The following is a 15215-nucleotide window of genomic DNA, read 5'->3' on the forward strand; positions in this document are numbered from 1 at the left end:
ACCTTGACCCCATCCGCCCGCATCGCCGCCGTCATCGCCCTGGTGGCGGATGTCGATGCCACGCCGCGCCGCCCGGCCGATGCCACGGCCAACGACTTCTTCCGGGGCCGCCGCTACATCGGCAGCGGTGATCGGCGCGCGGTGGCGGAGCGGGCCTGGGGCGTGCTGCGCCAGCGGCTGCGCCTGAACTGGCACCTGCAGCAGGTCGGCCTGCCGCTGGAGCCGCGCCACCTGGTGATGGCGCATCTGGTGCTGGCCGAGGGCTGGACGCTGGACGGCGTGGACCAGGGCTATGCCGGCGGGCGCTTCAATCCGCCGCCGCTGGACCCGGGCGAGCGCCGCGCGGTGGCGGCGCTGGCCGGCCGCCAGCTTGCCTCCTCCGACATGCCGGAGGCGATCCGGCTGAACCTGCCGGACTGGGCGCTGGAACCGTTCCGCATCCGCTTCGGCACCGAACTGGCGGCCGAGGCGGAGGCGATGGACAGCGCCGCGCCGCTGGACCTGCGCGCCAACCTGCTGCGCACCACGCGCGAGGGCGCCGCCGCCGCCCTGGCGGCCGAGGGCATCCCGACCGAGGTGACCCCCTGGTCGCCCTGGGGCCTGCGCATGCCCGACCGGCGTCCGATCCTGGCCAGCAAGGCCTTCGCGGATGGGCTGGTGGAGATCCAGGACGAGGGCAGCCAACTGATCGCGTTGCTGACCGGCGCCAAGCCCGGCATGCGGGTGGCGGATTACTGCGCCGGCGCGGCGGGCAAGACGCTGGCCGTCGCCGCCACCATGGGCAACAAGGGCCGCATCGTCGCCTGCGACGTTTCGAACACCCGGTTGGAAGGCGCCGTGAAGCGCCTGCGCCGCGCCGGGGTGGACAACGCCGAGCGGCACCTGCTGGAGCCGGGAGATCGTTGGGTGAAGCGCCGCGCCGGGCAGTTCGACCGCGTGCTGGTGGATGCGCCCTGCACCGGGACCGGCACGTGGCGGCGCAATCCGGATGCCCGGCTGCGCACCACGCCGCGCGACGTGCGGGAGCTGGCGGACAAGCAGCGCGAGATCCTGGACACCACCGCGCCGCTGGTGGGCAAGGGGGGACGGCTGATCTACGCGACCTGCTCCCTGCTGCCGGAAGAAAACGTGGCCCAGGTGGACAATTTTTTGGTCCGGCACCCGGAATTCGAGACGGTGCCCTTTCTTCAGGCGTGGCAGGAGGCGACCGATTCCCCGCCGCCGCCCGTGGAAGGCAATTGGATGCAGTTGTCGCCGCATCGGCACGGCACGGATGGTTTCTTCGCAGCCGTGTTGCAACGTCGCGCCTGAGTCCAAAAAAGCGTGATGGGTGCGCCACATCTGTGGCGCATTTGTCACTGTGCCCCGGCACTTGCTGCTGCGACCCCACCAGGGGCCACGGCGTGGTTGACGCTTAGGGTCCTTGCCGGTTTTCTTTGCATCTAGAGTGGGTTGCGAGGATTTTCTGGCATGGGCCGCGACCGGTCATGAATACGATTACGCGGGCGCAGCTCGCCGAGGCGATTTACGCCCAGGTCGGACTCTCCCGCAACGAGAGTGCCGAGTTGCTGGAGGACGTGCTGGAGCGAGTGTCCGCGGCCCTGGAAGCAGGGCGGGCGGTCAAGATTTCCGCGTTCGGGACGTTCACCGTGCGGCAGAAAGGCCTTCGTGTCGGCCGCAATCCGAAGACCGGGGTGGAGGTGCCGATCATGCCCCGCCGCGTTCTGTCTTTCCGGCCCAGCCAGGTATTGAAGGCACGCCTGAACGGCGAAGCGGTGCCGGCCCACGATGATTGACGAGATGCTGCCCGGCGAGGAGATCGAGCCTACCGTCGATGCCGTCGGCCGGCCGCGCAAGGCGCCCACTGCCTTTCGCACGATCAGCGAAGTGGCCGAGGACCTGAACATCCCGCAGCACGTGCTGCGGTTCTGGGAAACCAAGTTTCCCCAGTTGAAGCCGCTGAAGCGTGGCGGCGGCCGGCGCTATTACCGGCCCGAGGACATCGCGCTGCTGCGCCGGATCGGCGACCTTCTCTACACCCAGGGCTACACCATCAAGGGCGTGCAGCGCCTGTTGCGCGAAGGTGGTCTGGACGCCGCCGAGGCGCAGGAAGCCGAGTCGGACACCGCGAACCAGGATATCGCGCCGGAGCCGCCGACGGAGCCCGGCCGCGCCGCGCTGTTGGCCGCGCTGGCCGAGCTGGAGGAGCTCGCCGCCGAACTGCGCGCCCTGGCGCAGCCCGGCATCTAGAGCATTGCCTTTCCCCGTCGCGGGGGCTTGAGGATGGGGAAGGGCGGTGCTATGCCCCCGTCCATCGGAATGTGGCGCAGCCTGGTAGCGCACTTGTCTGGGGGACAAGGGGTCGTGGGTTCGAATCCCGCCATTCCGACCATCTCTCCCCCCTCCTGATATCTCTGACTGGCGACGACTTGGCCGCATGCTGCGGGGTTGCTGTCGCTTGTGCCGAACGGCAGGCTGGTCCCGACGCGTGACCGGAGAGCCGCATGCCCCTGACATCCTGGAGTCTCCGCCGGCGGGCGCTGCTGGCCTCACCACTGGCCGCCCTGCTGCCTGCCGCGCAGGGCCGGGCGGCGACCGCGCCGCTCCGGGTGTATTATTCCGACGACGTCACGCAGATCCTCACCAACCTCGCGCCCTGGCGCCCCAACCGCGAAACGCTGAACGAGGCGATGTTCGCGGCTTCGCTGGACGAGGCGGTGGATGCCGGTGCCGACCACTACGTGGTGCAGCCCGGCGTCGCGTGGCTGCCCTGGTGGAAAAGCACCATCGAGCCCGCGGATGCGCATTACCGTTGGTTCTACGAAACCTATGGCGGGCGCCCCAGTGCCTTTGGCCGCTACATGATGCAGGGCGGCGACGTGCTGGCCAGCTACCTGGCGCAAGCCCGCAAGCGCCGCGTGCCGTTGACGGCGTCCATCCGCCTGAACGACCAGCACGCGGTCTTTTTCGCGGGCGCAACGCCGGAACAATGGCGCTCCTTTCACGACGACCCGCGATACGACGCGGCGCCGCTGCGCGGGCTGGAATCGATACCCCGCGCGCAGTTCGAGCATCCCGAATGGCGCATCGATCCGTCGCCGCCCGACTACACCAATCGCCGCGCCTGGCGGGGGCGGTTGTGGAACTGGGCGGTGCCCGCGGTGGTCGAGTACCGTGCCGCCATCCTGGAGGAACTGGTCCGCACCTATCCGATCGACGGGCTGGAGCTGGACTACATGCGCTTTCCGCTGTTCTTCCGCGACGATGCACCGCGGGCGCAGCGCGCGGCCGTGATGCAGGCGTTCCTGGCGCGCATCCGTGCCGCGCTGGACCGGCACGGCCGGCCGCAAAGCGGCGCCCCGCGGGCGGCCCTGGCGCTGCGCCTGCCGCTACGGCTGGCCGGCTGGGCCGATCTCGGGCTGTCGCCCGACATGCTGCGGCGCGTGGGCGTGGACCGGGTCACCTTGTCCGCCCATACCTTCACCAGCCAGGACCTCGACTTCGCCGCCACCCGGCAGGCGCTGGACGGGTTGCAGGTAACGCTGGAACTGGGCCAGGGCAAGCACGTGCGGCTGAACGGCCTGCGCCCGCGCGAGCAGCGCGCACCGGACGAAGAGCCGATGCTGCTGTGCCAGCCGGATGACTTTCTCAGCACCGCCCGGCTGGCGGCGGAACACGGCATGGCCGGCGTGTCGTTCTTCAACTTCGTATACTACCGGCAAAATGCCGCTCTGCCCGCCGCCTTCCGCACGGACCGCGAGCCGCCCTGGCCGGTGGTGCGGCAGGTCAAGCAGCCGGCGGCGGCGCCCCAGAGATACGGCTCCTGGTTTCTCGCGGTGGCCTATGCCGATGGCATTCCCGAGCAGTCCCTGCCGCAGGACCTGCGCGCGGATACCGCGAGCGTGCCGTTGCGAATGAACGTCGGTGCCGCCCCCGGTTCGCGCGGCGCGTGGCTGCGGCTGGCGATCGCTGACCGTCGCAGTGGCGGGGCGCCGGCGCCGGATGCCCAGTGGCGTGTGTCGTTGAACGGCCAGGCATTGCCGCGCGCGAACACGGACGCCGCCATCGGCCTGCCGGACGAGGATGGCGGCGCGCCGTTCCAGCTATGGCAGGTACCACCCGGAGTGGCGACGCTGGGGAAGAATGCCCTGGCGGTCCGTCAGTTCAGCGGCCCGGCCACGCGCCTTTGGGTGGCCGAGCTGTTCACCTGACGGCTCAGGCCAGCATGCGGGTGTCGCCGTCCACCGCGATCGCCTGTCCCGAGATGGTGCGGCCGCGCGGACTGCACAGAAACAGGATCTGGTCCGCGATCTGCTGTGGCGTGATGTAGTCCTTGATGGAAACGTAGGAGAACGCGGCCTTCTCGACCTCGGCGAAGGGCATGCCGCGCTGTTGTGCCTTGGCTTCCAGCACCCGCCGCTGCCGGTCGCCCGCCACCAGCCCGGGCAGGATGGCATTGACGCGGATGCCCGCATCGCCCAGCTCGATCGCCAGTGATTTGGTGAAGCCGATCACGCCCCACTTCGCCGCGGAATAGGGGCTGCGCAGGGCAAAGCCGAATCGCCCGGCGACCGACGACATGTTGACGATGGAGGGATTGCTGCTGGCCCGCAGGTGCGGCACCGCCAAGCGTGCGCAGTTGAACTGGCTGGTCAGGCAGACGGACAGGCAGCGGTCCCAGTCTTCCGGCGCGATGTCCTCCACGCGGCCGGTGGGCCCGGCGATGCCGGCATTGTTCACCAGCACGTCCAGCCCGCCGAGATGCGCCACCGCATCGGAAACCAGGGTAGCGACCTGCCCGCGGTCGGCAACGTCGGCCGGGAGATGGCCCACGCCGGCGGGGAGGGTGGCCAGACTGTCCTCGTCCACGTCGCAGGTGAAGACGCGGGCGCCTTCCGCCAGGAATGCCTCGACGATTCCACGGCCGATGCCGTTGGCGCCGGCCGTCACCAGCACGCGCAGCCCTTCGATACCTAGATCCATGGTGGACGTTTCCTTGCCTGTGCCTCTGCCGGCAGGATGCCGCGGGCGATGCTGAAGTATGCCACCTGGTCGATATCGGACGCGATGGCTGCCAGCGCGTCGGCATGGCGGCGCAATGCCGTGCCGTTGCTCGGTCGTTCGGAACTGGCATGCAGGCCCGTCGCGGATCAATGCCATGGGCAGGGCAGAAACCGACGCGGTGGCGAGTTGCGGTGGCGTGCGTTGCAGCGGGGCTGGCGGCCAAGCGCGCTTTTGCCGAGGGTGCGGCGGTCCACCAGAGGCGGGCCCGCGACCGCCGGGCTCATGCCAGGGCCAGCATAGACAGGGTCTCGGGGCTACACCATGATATCCCTGATCCCAGAACGCAGTAACAGGCGCCGCAAAGGTGCCGGATGGAAACGTATGTGACCGAGTCTCCCTCCAAACTGCCTGTGCAGCAGCTGGCAAGCGGTGCCGCCCGCCAGCCTTTGCAGCCGCCAACGCGGCGGGCTTTCGCGGCGACCGTGTGGCGAACCGCCAGCAGGAAAGGCTGAACAAGCATGGCCACCAAGCGCAAAGTCATCATCACCTGCGCCGTGACGGGGGCGATCCACACCCCCTCCATGTCGCCCTACCTGCCGGTGACGCCGGAGGAGATCACGGAAGCCGCCATCGGCGCCGCAGAGGCCGGGGCCGCCATCGTCCACCTGCATGCCCGCGACCCCGAGACCGGCCAGCCCGAACAGTCGCCGGAAGCCTTCGCGAAGTTCCTGCCGGTCATCAAGCAGCGTTCCAATGTCGTGGTGAACCTGACCACCGGTGGCGCGCCGACCATGAGCATCCAGGAGCGCGTGCGGCCGGCCGCGACCTTCAAGCCGGAAGTCGCCTCGCTGAACCTTGGCTCCATGAACTTCGGCCTGTTCGGCATGCTGAACCGCTTCAAGGACCTGAAGCACCAGTGGGAGCGGGACTACCTTGGCAACAAGGACATCATCTTCCGCAACAGCTTCGGCGATATCGAGCACATCCTGACCACCTGCGCCGGCAACGACACGCGGTTTGAGTTCGAGTGCTACGACACTGCGCATCTCTACAACCTCAAATATTTCCACGATCAGGGGCTGGTTCGCGCGCCGCTGTTCATCCAGACCGTGTTCGGCCTGCAAGGCGGCATCGGCAACCACCCGGAGGACGTGCTGCACATGAAGCGCACCGCCGACCGGTTGTTCGGCGACAGCTACCAGTGGTCGGTGCTCGGTGCCGGACGCAACCAGCTCAACATCGCCGCCATGGCGGCGGCGATGGGCGGCAACGTCCGCGTCGGGCTGGAAGACAGCCTGTGGTCCGGCCCCGGCCGGCTGGCGCAAACGAATGCCGAGCAGGTGCGCGCCGCGCGGCAGATCATCGAGGGGCTGGGGCTGGAGGTCGCGACGCCGGACGAGGCCCGTGCGATGCTGCAGCTCAAGGGCGGCGACAAGGTCGGCTTCTAGGGCGGCGGGGGCGGCGGCGCGACAACCTCACCGCCCCGCCCACGTTACAACGGGCGTGAACATCGCACCGCCACACCCCGACACCTGGATCAAGGTCCTGCCGCAAGGACTGTATTGCGAGCCCGGGGACTTCTTTATCGACCCCCAGGCCGGGGTGCACCGCGCCATCATCAGCCACGGCCATTCAGACCACGCGCGCCCCTACCACGACGCCGTGCTCGGCACCGCCGAAACGCTGGCCATCATGACCGCCCGGCTGGGCGAGGGCAGGGCGGGCAACACCCAGCAGGTACTGGCCTATGACCGCCCGATCGAGCACAACGGCGTCCGCGTCACCCTGGTGCCGGCCGGCCACGTGCTCGGTTCGGCGCAGGTGGTGCTGGACTGGCGGGGCAGCCGCATCGTCGTGTCCGGCGACTACAAGCGGCAGGCCGACCCCACCTGCCTGCCGTTCCAGCCGGTGCCCTGCGACGTCTTCGTGACGGAGGCGACCTTCGCCTTGCCGGTGTTCCAGCACCCGCCGGCGCGGGCGGAGATGCAGAGGCTGCTGGCCAGCGTGGCACTGTTTCCGGAACGCGCGCACCTTGTCGGCTGCTACGCGCTGGGCAAGTGCCAGCGGCTGATCTCGGAGCTGCGGCAGATCGGCTACGAGAAGCCGATCTATCTGCACGGCGCCCAGGCCTCCATGTGCGCGCTGTACGAACGCTTCGGCATCGGGCTCGGCGAGTTGCGGCCGGTGCCGCGCCCGGCCAAGCGGGGCGAGACGGTGCTGCCGGGCGAGATCGTGCTGGCGCCCCCGAGCGCCGAGGCCAACCCCTGGATGCGCCGGCTGGCGGACCCGGTGACGGCGGTGGCCTCGGGCTGGATGCGGGTGCGGCAGCGGGCCAAGGCACGTGGGGTGGAGCTGCCGCTGGTGGTCAGCGACCACGCCGACTGGCCGGACCTGCTGAACACCATCGAGGAGGTGGGCGCCCCCGAGGTCTGGGTGACGCATGGGCGGGAAGACGCCCTGACCCACGCGCTGGGCCTGCGCGGCGTGCGCGGCCGGGCCCTGCATCTGCTGGGCCGCGAGGAAGACGAGGTGGAAGCCGACGTGGCGGCCGAGGAGCCCGCCGCATGAGCCTGCCCGCCTTCGCCGACCTGCTGGAGCGGCTGATCTTCACCCCCGGCCGCAACGCCAAGCTGGCCCTGCTGAAGCGCTGGTTCGCCACCCAGCCGGACCCGGACCGTGGCGTCGGCCTCGCCGCCATCGCCGGCGAGCTGTCTTTCACGCTGGCGAAGCCCTCCATCATCCGCCAGCTCGCCGCCGGCCGCACCGACCCCGAACTGCTGGCAATGAGCCACGACTACGTAGGCGACCTGGCCGAGACGGTGGCGCTGCTCTGGCCCGAGCCGAAGCCCCGCCCCAACCGCCCGCCGCCGGACCTGTCCGAGGTGGTGGAAACGCTGGAGCTGGCAGCCAAGTCCGAGATTCCGCAGATCATCGCGGAATGGCTGGATGTGCTGGATTCCGGCGGGCGGCTGGCGCTGATCAAGCTGGTGACCGGCGGGCTGCGCGTCGGCGTCTCCGCCCGTCTGGCGCGGCAGGCGCTGGCGGACTGGTCGAACACCCCGGTGGAGGAGATCGAGGAGGTCTGGCACGGCATTCCCGTGCCTTACCTGCCGCTGTTCGCCTGGCTGGAAGGCCGGGCGCCCCGGCCGGACCCCAAGGACGCGCCGGTGTTCCGCCCGCCCATGCTGGCACAGCCGCTGGAAGCGCCGGACATCGCGGCGCTGGACCACACCGCCTATCGCGCCGAATGGAAGTGGGACGGCGTGCGCGTGCAGGTTTCGGCCGGCCCGGGGGGCTGCAAGCTGTGGTCGCGCACCGGCGAGGATTATTCCGCCGCCTTTCCCGAGATCGTCGATGCCATGGACTTCCATGCCGTGCTGGACGGCGAGCTGCTGGTGATGCGCGACGGCGAGGTCGCGCCCTTCGCGGATTTGCAGCAGCGTCTGAACCGCAAGGTGGTCGGCCCGAAGTTCCTGAAGGAATTTCCCGCCGGCCTGCGCCTTTACGACATCCTGTTCGAGAATGGCGAGGACCTGCGGACCATGCCTTTCGACCAGCGGCGCGACCGCCTGGAAGCCTGGTTTCTCCGCACCGAACCCCGGTTGATGGACCTGTCCACGCAGGTCGCCTTCACCTCGCTGGAGCAGCTGTCCCTGTTGCGCGATGGCGCGCGGGCGGCGGGCATCGAGGGGCTGATGCTGAAGCGCGGCGACAGCCCCTATGTGGCGGGCCGGCCCAAGGGGCTGTGGTGGAAGTGGAAGCGCGCGCCGCTCAGCGTCGATGCCGTGCTGATGTATGCCCAGCGCGGCCACGGCAAGCGCAGCAGCAGCTATTCGGACTACACCTTCGGCCTGTGGCGGGAGGACGGGGAGTTGGTGCCGGTCGGCAAGGCCTATTCCGGCTATACCGACCAGGAGCTGGTGTGGCTGGACCGCTGGATCCGCAACCACACCACCGGCCGCTTCGGCCCGGTGCGTGAGGTGGCCAAGGAACTGGTGCTGGAGATCGTCTTCGACGCCGCGCAGCTGTCCGGCCGGCACAAATCCGGTGTCGCCATGCGCTTTCCGCGCATTGCCCGGTTGCGGGCGGACAAGCCGGCGGCCGAGGCGGACCGCCTGGAAACGCTGATGGCGATGGTGGAAAACCGGGCCGAAGCCGAATCTTAACTGTTCTTCATCCAGCACGCTGTAACCTTGGCTGTTAGCGGGGCGTTGCCTGTCGCAGAACCGCGTCGGTCGCGGGCACAAGGAACATCGCCATGCTGAAATGGGCCCTCATCTGCCTCGTCATCTCCATCATCGCCGGCGCGCTCGGCTTCCGGGGCGTGTCCTCGGCGGCAGGCACGGCGGCGAAGGTGCTGTTCGGTATCTTCCTGATCCTGTTCATCGTGTTCCTGATCATGGCCTTCACCGCCGGCCAGATGGTCCTTTGACCATCGCACAGGCTGGTTGACGCGCGGGCGCAACTGGCCTATCTCGCGGGCCTCGGCGGCGGTCACGTCGCCGGGGTGCCGTGGATATGGCGGTCTTAGCTCAGTTGGTAGAGCGCCACGTTGTGGTCGTGGATGTCACGGGTTCGAGTCCCGTAGGTCGCCCATTCCTCGCTTATCTCCGCAGCCGGTCGAGCAGCATCAGCGCCCCGCCTGCCAGCAATCCCCAGAATGCCGCCCCGATCCCGAGCACCGTCACGCCTGATGCCGTGGCAACAAATGTGGCCATGGCCGCCAGCCGGTCCCGTTCGCTAGCCGCCGCCGAAGTGATGGCACCCCCCAGGGTACCCAGCAGGGCCAGCCCCGCCACCGTCTGGATCAGCAGCGGCGGTGCCGCGGCGATGAACGCCGCCGCCAGCCCCGCACCGAGCCCGAGCACCACGTAAGCCCCGCCCGACGCCACGGATGCCACCCAGCGCCGTGCCGGGTCCGGATGAGCATCCTTTCCGGCGCACAACGCGGCGGTGATGGCGGCCAGGTTGATCGGATGCGCGCCGAAGGGCGCGATCAGCAGGCTGGTGACGCCGGTCGCGGTGAAGATGGCGCCGGGCTCCGGGCGGTAGCCATGGGCATGCATGACCGCGAGGCCCGGCACGTTCTGCGATGCCATGGTCACCAGGAACAGCGGCATCGCCAGTCCCACCGTGGCGCCGATGCTGAAGCGGGGCATGACGAATTCCGGCCAGGCCATGGCCGGCGCCGACAGCCCGCCCGGCATGGGCACCGCCAGAAACAGCACCACCGCCGCGGCCAGCACCGCCACCGGAACCGCGTACAGGCGGGCAAAGCGCCAAGCCAGCGCCCAGGCCCCCACCACCGGCAGCGCCAGCCACGGCATGGCGGCGCTGGCCCGCACCGGTGCGAGGCAGATTTCGAACAGGATGCCCGCCAGCATCGCGCTGGCCAGCGGCGTCGGGATGGCGGCGACGGCGCGTCCGAACGGCTTCCACAATCCGGCCACCAGGATCAATGCCGCCGCGATCACGAAGGCGCCGGTGGCCGTGGCGAACCCACCGTCCAGCGCGCCGGTGGCGGCCAGCAGCGCGGAGCCCGGGGTGGACCAGGCCAGGGTGATCGGCATGCGCCAGCGCAGGCTCAGCACGGCGGCAAGCAGGCCCTGCGCCAGGCACAGCATCAGCAAGCCGCCCGCGGCCTGGGCCGGCGTCGCGCCCACCACGGCGTAGCCATGCAGCACCAGCGCGAAGGTGGAAGAAAAGCCGACCACGGCGGCCAGCAGCCCGGCGACGATCGGCTGCAAAAGGCCGGGCGAGCCCGGTTTCGGTGTTTCGGGCATCGCGCATCACTCCGGTCCGGCGGGCGGGCGGATCGTAGCGTCATGCGCCAGGGGATCAACCGCCGGCCCGGGCGCTTGAACCCGGGGGCAGGCGGGGCAATCTCCGGTATCATGCGCAGCATCCCACCCGTGCCCGAACGTTCGCTCCTGTCTCTGGCAGGCAACCGCACCCTGCGCCGCGCCGGCGGCTTCGCGTTGCTGGGATGTTCGCTGTGGCTGGTGTCTCTGCTGGCGATGGTGCGCTCCGTCTTCGGGTGGTTTCAGTGAACGGCTTCACGCCGCTGCGTGGCCTGCTGCTGGCGTTGCTGGCGCTGCCGCTGCCCTTCGCATTGCTGTTCAACCTGATCGGCGGCGCGCAGCGGCCGATCCTGGGCGTGCTGCTCGGCCTCGCCGGCGTGGTGCTGGCGCTGCGCGCGTTGCGGCGTGGCCGGCCGAAGCACGCCGCCATCCTGGTCGGCGTCGGCACCGCGCTGCTGGCGGCGCTGGCTTGCAACGCGCCGGCGCTGGCCGCGCTGGTGTTCGGCGGCATGGCCTTTTTCGGCACGCGCCTGCTGTATGAGGGCGTGCCGGAAGCGCCAGCCGAGATGCCCGCCCGCCCGGATCCATTGGCGGTGCCGCGCTCCCGCCTCGCGACGCTGGCCAGCGCGCCGCCCCGGCTGCGCCCCGCCGTGGTGTCGTTGAACGAGCTGCTGGGCGAGCTGGACCAGCGGGCCGACCCGCTGCCGGAAGCCCGCCGCTTTCTGGTGGTGCAGCTGGATGGCCTGGAGCGCATCGCCCAGAAGCTGCGCGACGGCGCCGTGCCGCCCGCCGCCCTCGACGATCTGGTCGAGGAGATGGCGAGCGCCAGCGCCGCCCTGCGGGGCCGGTTGCGCGCCGAGCAGCAGGATGCGCTGGAAATTCAGGTCAAGGTCCTGTCCGACCGCCTGCGCCAGGAGGGTTTCGCTTGAGCGACGAACTGACCGTCACCCCGTCCGAGGCCCGCATCCGCTCGCTGGCCGGGCAGATCGACCTGTCCGACCCCGGCAGCATCCTGCGCTTCGGCACTGAGGCGCAGAACCGGGCCGCCAATGCCGCCGATGCCATGCTGGGCGCTGCCCGCAACCCCGCGACCGGCGAGGCCGGCACGGTGCTGTCCGGATTGTTGCAGACACTGCGCGGCTTCGATGTTGCCAAGCTGTCGCAGCAGCCGGGTCTCGTCGGGCGCCTTCTGGGGCGCGGCAAGGCCGAGGCCTCGGCCCTGGTCACCCGGTATGAAAGCGTGCGCGGGCAGGTGGAGGCGATCGGCGACAAGCTGGACACGCACCGCACCGGGCTGATGGAGGACGTGGAGCGGCTGGAGCGGCTCTACGGCGCCACGCTGGAATGGTTCCATTCCCTGGCCGAATACATCGCGGCCGGTGAAGCCGTGCTGGCGCGGACCGATGCCGAAACCATCCCCGCCGCCATCCGGGTGACAGAAGCCGGCACCGATGGCCTGGCGCCGCAGAAGTTGGCCGACCTGCGCGCCACCCGCGACGCCCTGGACCGCCGGGTGCACGACCTGCGGCTGACACGGCAGGTCGCCATGCAGGCTCTGCCTTCCATCCGGTTGATCCAGGAAAACGACCGGGCCCTGTCGGCCAAGATCCAGTCGGTGCTGGCCAACACCGTGCCGCTGTGGCGCACCCAGCTGGCCCAGGCGCTGGCCATCCAGCGCATGCGCGATGCCGGCGCCGCCATCCGCGGCGCGACCGACCTGACCAACCAGCTCCTGGTCGCCAATGCCGAAACGCTGCGCATGGCCAATGCCGAGGCGCGCACGGAGGTGGAACGCGGCGTGTTCGACATCGCCGCCGTGAAGCAGGCCAACGCGGCCCTGGTGGCGACACTGGAGGACACCCTGCGCATTGCCACGGAAGGCCGCGAGGCCCGCCGTGGCGCGACCCAGGAGCTGGCGCTGGCCGAGCAGCAGATCCGCAACGCCCTGGCGGAAACCAAGGCGCGGCTGCGCTAGGCCGCCAGCGCCGCCGCCCATTCGCGCTGCTGCGCCAGCCCCGCCGAGGCACCGCCGCAGACCACCACCAGCACGCGGCCGAAGCGGGCCAGGCGGGCGGGCTCGCCATAGGCGATGGCCAGCGCGGCCCCGCAGGCCGGCTCCACCAGAATGCGGTGGTCGTCCAGAAAGCGCTCGCAGGCCGCCAGCGCCGCGGCATCCGTCACCACCACGCTTTCGACCGGGTGTTCGCGGGTCAGCGCGAAGGCCCGCTCGCAAACCATCTTGGCGCCGAGCGTGGTGGCGATGCTGGTGATCGCCGGCAATTCCACGCGCCGGCCTGCCGCGACGGACTGCGCGAGCGACGCGGCTCCTGCGGTTTCCGCAGCGATCACCGGCACGGTGCCCAGGCCGTTGCGCTGCAGCCCCTCGACCACACCGCACATCAGCCCGCCGCCGCCCACGGACAGCACCACGGCGTCGAAGCCCTGGCCCGCGCGCACCACCTCGTCCACCAGTGACGCATGGCCGTGCCACAGCAGCGGGTCGTCGAACGGGTGGATAAAGGCGGTGCCGTCGTCACGCAGGGACTGCGCGTGCGCGTTGGCTTCCATCCAGGTGGCGCCGTGCACGATGACCTCGGCATCCTCCTGGCGGATTAACGCCTTGGCGGTGTCGGTGGTGCTTTCCGGCACCACCACCGTCACCGGCACGCCGAGCCTGCGCCCGGCATAGGCCACCGCGATGCCGGCATTGCCGCCGGACGACGACAGGAACCGCCGCTTGCCGGCGCGCGCATGGTGCTCGCAGGCATGGCCGATGCCACGGATCTTGAACGAACCCGAAGGCTGCATCGCGTCCAGCTTCAGCCAGACCTGACGCCCGGTCGCCTGCCCGAGCGGGCGGGATTCGAGCAGCGGCGTGTCGATGTGCAGCGGCATCAGTCGAGGATCCGGATCACCGCCTCGATCTCCACCGGCACGTTGGAGGGCAGCGAACCCATGCCGACGGCGGAACGGGCGTGGCGGCCGTTCTCGCCCAGGGCGGCGAACAGCAGTTTGGAACAGGCATCGATCACCTGCGGCTGCTGGCCGAACTCCGGCACCGCATTGACCATGCCGAACACCTTCAGGAATTCCACCTTCTCCAGGCTGCCGGCGGCCTCCTTCGCCACGGCCAGGATGTGCAGGGCGCAGAGCTCGGCGGCCTTCTGCGCGTCCTCGATGCTCATGTCGCCGCCCACCTTGCCGGTGGTCAGCGATCCGTCCGCGTGGCGCGGCACCTGGCCGGAGATATAGGCGATGTCGCCGGCGCGGCGGAACGGCACGTAGGCGAACAGCGGCTTGCCCAGCACCGGCAGGGCGTGTCCCAGCGCGGCCAGGCGGTCCTCGGCGGCGCTCACAGCGTGCGCCCACGGGCGGCGACATCCACGAAGCCGAGGAAGGCGCCGTCCTTCACCGTGGCCACCCGGTCGTGCAGGTTGCTGACGGGGCAGACGTGGTTGGGCACCACGCGCAGCCGCTCACCGATCGCGGGCTTCTTGGCGCAGGCGGTCAGGTCCACCATGCCATGCTCCTCGCTGATGCGGTCGATGCGCGCGTCCGGGTATTCCAGGATGTGCCCGTAGCCGAGCTGCTGGCCGCCCGGCATGATGTCGGCGGCGAAGGTCTTGCTGCCGGCGTCGATGATGGCGCGGTCGTCCTCGGGGCGGCTGATCACGGTGACATGCACGGTCAGCGCGCAATCCTCCCAGCCGGCGGCGCCGGCTGCGACCATCATGCGGTCGTTGTAGACATAGGTGCCGACGCGGAGTTCGTTGACGGGCGCCATCTCATGCGTGTGCACCGCCTTGGGGCTGCCGCCACCGGACAGCACGGCGGGCTCCAGCCCCTCCGCCCGCAGCTTCGGCAGGGCTTCCGCGATGAAGGCGGCCGAGGCCGCGCTGGTCGGGTAGGTCATCAGCCCGTCGAAGCGCAGGCCGGGGGTGGCGGCGGCCTGCTTGGCCAGGGCCACGGCGGCATCCACCGTCACCACGCCGCTGCGCTTGTTGCCGCTGTCGAACTCGATGACCACGCCGATCTCGTGGCCGTGCCGCGCCGCGCGGGCCAGCGTCTCGATGCCGGCGCTGCTGTCGACATTAACGCGCATCTTCACACGGGCGGCCAGCGCCGCCAGCCGCTCGGCCTTGGCCTCGCCGATGATCGGGTAGCTGATGAAGATGTCGTCAATGCCAGCATCGGCCATCACCTCGGCCTCGCCCAGCTTCTGGCAGGTGATGCCGCGCGCACCCTGTTCGAGCTGGCGGTGCGCCAGGGCGGGCAGCTTGTGGGTCTTGATGTGCGGCCGCAGCGCGATGCCATGCGCGTCGGCATAGGCCTGCATCCGGGCGATGTTGGCCTCGGCGATGCCGAGATCGACCACGGGGACCGGGGTTTCGAGGGAAGCGATGTCCAAGG

Annotated in this window: 16 protein-coding genes and 2 tRNA genes; 13 read left to right on the top strand and 5 right to left on the bottom strand. The window is 70.1% G+C overall.

Going from position 1 to position 15215, the window contains the following annotated elements; genetic code table 11:
* Positions 1 to 3: 3 nt before the first annotated feature.
* The 5 genes from IAI59_RS10900 to IAI59_RS10920 all read left to right on the top strand — a co-directional run bounded on the left by IAI59_RS10900 (position 4) and on the right by IAI59_RS10920 (position 4211).
* Entirely contained in the window at positions 4 to 1311 is a 1308-nt protein-coding gene (locus tag IAI59_RS10900) for an RsmB/NOP family class I SAM-dependent RNA methyltransferase (protein WP_207417384.1), read from the top strand.
* Between the two features lie 176 nt (positions 1312 to 1487).
* Positions 1488 to 1796: an integration host factor subunit alpha gene (locus IAI59_RS10905; RefSeq protein ID WP_207417383.1), complete on the top strand. Its 309-nt coding sequence runs from the start codon at positions 1488 to 1490 to the stop codon at positions 1794 to 1796.
* Positions 1789 to 2250, top strand: coding sequence for a MerR family transcriptional regulator (locus tag IAI59_RS10910; RefSeq protein WP_207417381.1), 462 nt, complete (start codon positions 1789 to 1791; stop codon positions 2248 to 2250). Before IAI59_RS10905 ends, IAI59_RS10910 begins: the two co-directional genes overlap by 8 nt.
* A gap of 65 nt (positions 2251 to 2315) precedes the next feature.
* Positions 2316 to 2392 (top strand) — tRNA-Pro (locus IAI59_RS10915).
* Positions 2393 to 2504: 112 nt separating this feature from the next.
* Positions 2505 to 4211, top strand: coding sequence for a hypothetical protein (locus tag IAI59_RS10920; RefSeq protein ID WP_207417379.1), 1707 nt, complete (start codon positions 2505 to 2507; stop codon positions 4209 to 4211).
* A gap of 4 nt (positions 4212 to 4215) precedes the next feature.
* On the opposite strand, the gene IAI59_RS10925 is transcribed toward IAI59_RS10920, so the two are convergent.
* Positions 4216 to 4983 (bottom strand): SDR family oxidoreductase, encoded by a 768-nt coding sequence (locus IAI59_RS10925; protein WP_207417377.1) that lies wholly within the window; start codon positions 4981 to 4983, stop codon positions 4216 to 4218.
* A gap of 539 nt (positions 4984 to 5522) precedes the next feature.
* On the opposite strand from IAI59_RS10925, the gene kce reads away from it, so the two are divergent.
* From kce to IAI59_RS10950, 5 genes are all read left to right on the top strand, one after another.
* A complete protein-coding gene (kce, locus tag IAI59_RS10930) occupies positions 5523 to 6452 on the top strand; it encodes a 3,5-dioxohexanoate:acetyl-CoA acetone transferase (protein ID WP_207417375.1) in 930 nt (309 codons plus the stop codon).
* Between the two features lie 61 nt (positions 6453 to 6513).
* Positions 6514 to 7572, top strand: a complete 1059-nt coding sequence (locus IAI59_RS10935) for a ligase-associated DNA damage response exonuclease (protein WP_419556591.1) — start codon at positions 6514 to 6516, stop codon at positions 7570 to 7572.
* On the top strand, positions 7569 to 9170 hold the full coding sequence (locus IAI59_RS10940; protein ID WP_207417373.1) for a cisplatin damage response ATP-dependent DNA ligase: 1602 nt from the start codon (positions 7569 to 7571) through the stop codon (positions 9168 to 9170). Before IAI59_RS10935 ends, IAI59_RS10940 begins: the two co-directional genes overlap by 4 nt.
* Before the next feature lie 92 nt (positions 9171 to 9262).
* Positions 9263 to 9436 (top strand): DUF1328 domain-containing protein, encoded by a 174-nt coding sequence (locus tag IAI59_RS10945; protein WP_207417372.1) that lies wholly within the window; start codon positions 9263 to 9265, stop codon positions 9434 to 9436.
* An 89-nt stretch (positions 9437 to 9525) separates the two neighbouring features.
* Positions 9526 to 9598 (top strand) — tRNA-His (locus IAI59_RS10950).
* A gap of 10 nt (positions 9599 to 9608) precedes the next feature.
* On the opposite strand, the gene IAI59_RS10955 is transcribed toward IAI59_RS10950, so the two are convergent.
* Positions 9609 to 10787: a benzoate/H(+) symporter BenE family transporter gene (locus IAI59_RS10955; RefSeq protein ID WP_207417371.1), complete on the bottom strand. Its 1179-nt coding sequence runs from the start codon at positions 10785 to 10787 to the stop codon at positions 9609 to 9611.
* Between the two features lie 129 nt (positions 10788 to 10916).
* Between IAI59_RS10955 and IAI59_RS10960 the strand changes: the two genes are divergently transcribed.
* The 3 genes from IAI59_RS10960 to IAI59_RS10970 are packed head-to-tail and all read left to right on the top strand — an operon-like array spanning position 10917 to position 12780.
* Positions 10917 to 11054, top strand: coding sequence for a hypothetical protein (locus IAI59_RS10960; protein ID WP_207417370.1), 138 nt, complete (start codon positions 10917 to 10919; stop codon positions 11052 to 11054).
* Positions 11051 to 11734, top strand: a complete 684-nt coding sequence (locus IAI59_RS10965; protein WP_207417369.1) for a hypothetical protein — start codon at positions 11051 to 11053, stop codon at positions 11732 to 11734. Before IAI59_RS10960 ends, IAI59_RS10965 begins: the two co-directional genes overlap by 4 nt.
* Positions 11731 to 12780: a toxic anion resistance protein gene (locus tag IAI59_RS10970; RefSeq protein WP_207417368.1), complete on the top strand. Its 1050-nt coding sequence runs from the start codon at positions 11731 to 11733 to the stop codon at positions 12778 to 12780. Before IAI59_RS10965 ends, IAI59_RS10970 begins: the two co-directional genes overlap by 4 nt.
* Here the strand turns inward: IAI59_RS10970 and IAI59_RS10975 are convergent.
* Genes IAI59_RS10975 through IAI59_RS10985 form a run of 3 tightly spaced genes read right to left on the bottom strand, consistent with a single transcriptional unit; the run spans position 12777 to position 15213 of the window.
* On the bottom strand, positions 12777 to 13700 hold the full coding sequence (locus tag IAI59_RS10975) for a pyridoxal-phosphate dependent enzyme (RefSeq protein WP_207417367.1): 924 nt from the start codon (positions 13698 to 13700) through the stop codon (positions 12777 to 12779). The genes IAI59_RS10970 and IAI59_RS10975 overlap by 4 nt on opposite strands.
* Positions 13700 to 14161 (bottom strand): RidA family protein, encoded by a 462-nt coding sequence (locus IAI59_RS10980; RefSeq protein WP_207417366.1) that lies wholly within the window; start codon positions 14159 to 14161, stop codon positions 13700 to 13702. Before IAI59_RS10980 ends, IAI59_RS10975 begins: the two co-directional genes overlap by 1 nt.
* A complete protein-coding gene (locus IAI59_RS10985) occupies positions 14158 to 15213 on the bottom strand; it encodes an alanine racemase (RefSeq protein WP_207417365.1) in 1056 nt (351 codons plus the stop codon). The genes IAI59_RS10980 and IAI59_RS10985 overlap by 4 nt, the downstream gene beginning before the upstream one ends.
* Positions 15214 to 15215 lie beyond the last annotated feature (2 nt).

This window comes from Roseomonas haemaphysalidis (assembly GCF_017355405.1).
Lineage (GTDB): Bacteria > Pseudomonadota > Alphaproteobacteria > Acetobacterales > Acetobacteraceae > Pseudoroseomonas > Pseudoroseomonas haemaphysalidis.

Excerpts from the sequence above, each read along its gene's own strand:
- IAI59_RS10955 (WP_207417371.1), bottom strand. The coding sequence starts at position 10,787 with ATGCCCGAAACACCGAAACCGGGCTCGCCCGGCCTTTTGCAGCCGATC.
- IAI59_RS10925 (WP_207417377.1), bottom strand. The coding sequence starts at position 4,983 with ATGGATCTAGGTATCGAAGGGCTGCGCGTGCTGGTGACGGCCGGCGCC.
- IAI59_RS10920 (WP_207417379.1), top strand. The coding sequence starts at position 2,505 with ATGCCCCTGACATCCTGGAGTCTCCGCCGGCGGGCGCTGCTGGCCTCA.
- IAI59_RS10905 (WP_207417383.1), top strand. The coding sequence starts at position 1,488 with ATGAATACGATTACGCGGGCGCAGCTCGCCGAGGCGATTTACGCCCAG.
- IAI59_RS10975 (WP_207417367.1), bottom strand. The coding sequence starts at position 13,700 with ATGCCGCTGCACATCGACACGCCGCTGCTCGAATCCCGCCCGCTCGGG.
- kce (WP_207417375.1), top strand. The coding sequence starts at position 5,523 with ATGGCCACCAAGCGCAAAGTCATCATCACCTGCGCCGTGACGGGGGCG.
- IAI59_RS10940 (WP_207417373.1), top strand. The coding sequence starts at position 7,569 with ATGAGCCTGCCCGCCTTCGCCGACCTGCTGGAGCGGCTGATCTTCACC.
- IAI59_RS10945 (WP_207417372.1), top strand. The coding sequence starts at position 9,263 with ATGCTGAAATGGGCCCTCATCTGCCTCGTCATCTCCATCATCGCCGGC.
- IAI59_RS10910 (WP_207417381.1), top strand. The coding sequence starts at position 1,789 with ATGATTGACGAGATGCTGCCCGGCGAGGAGATCGAGCCTACCGTCGAT.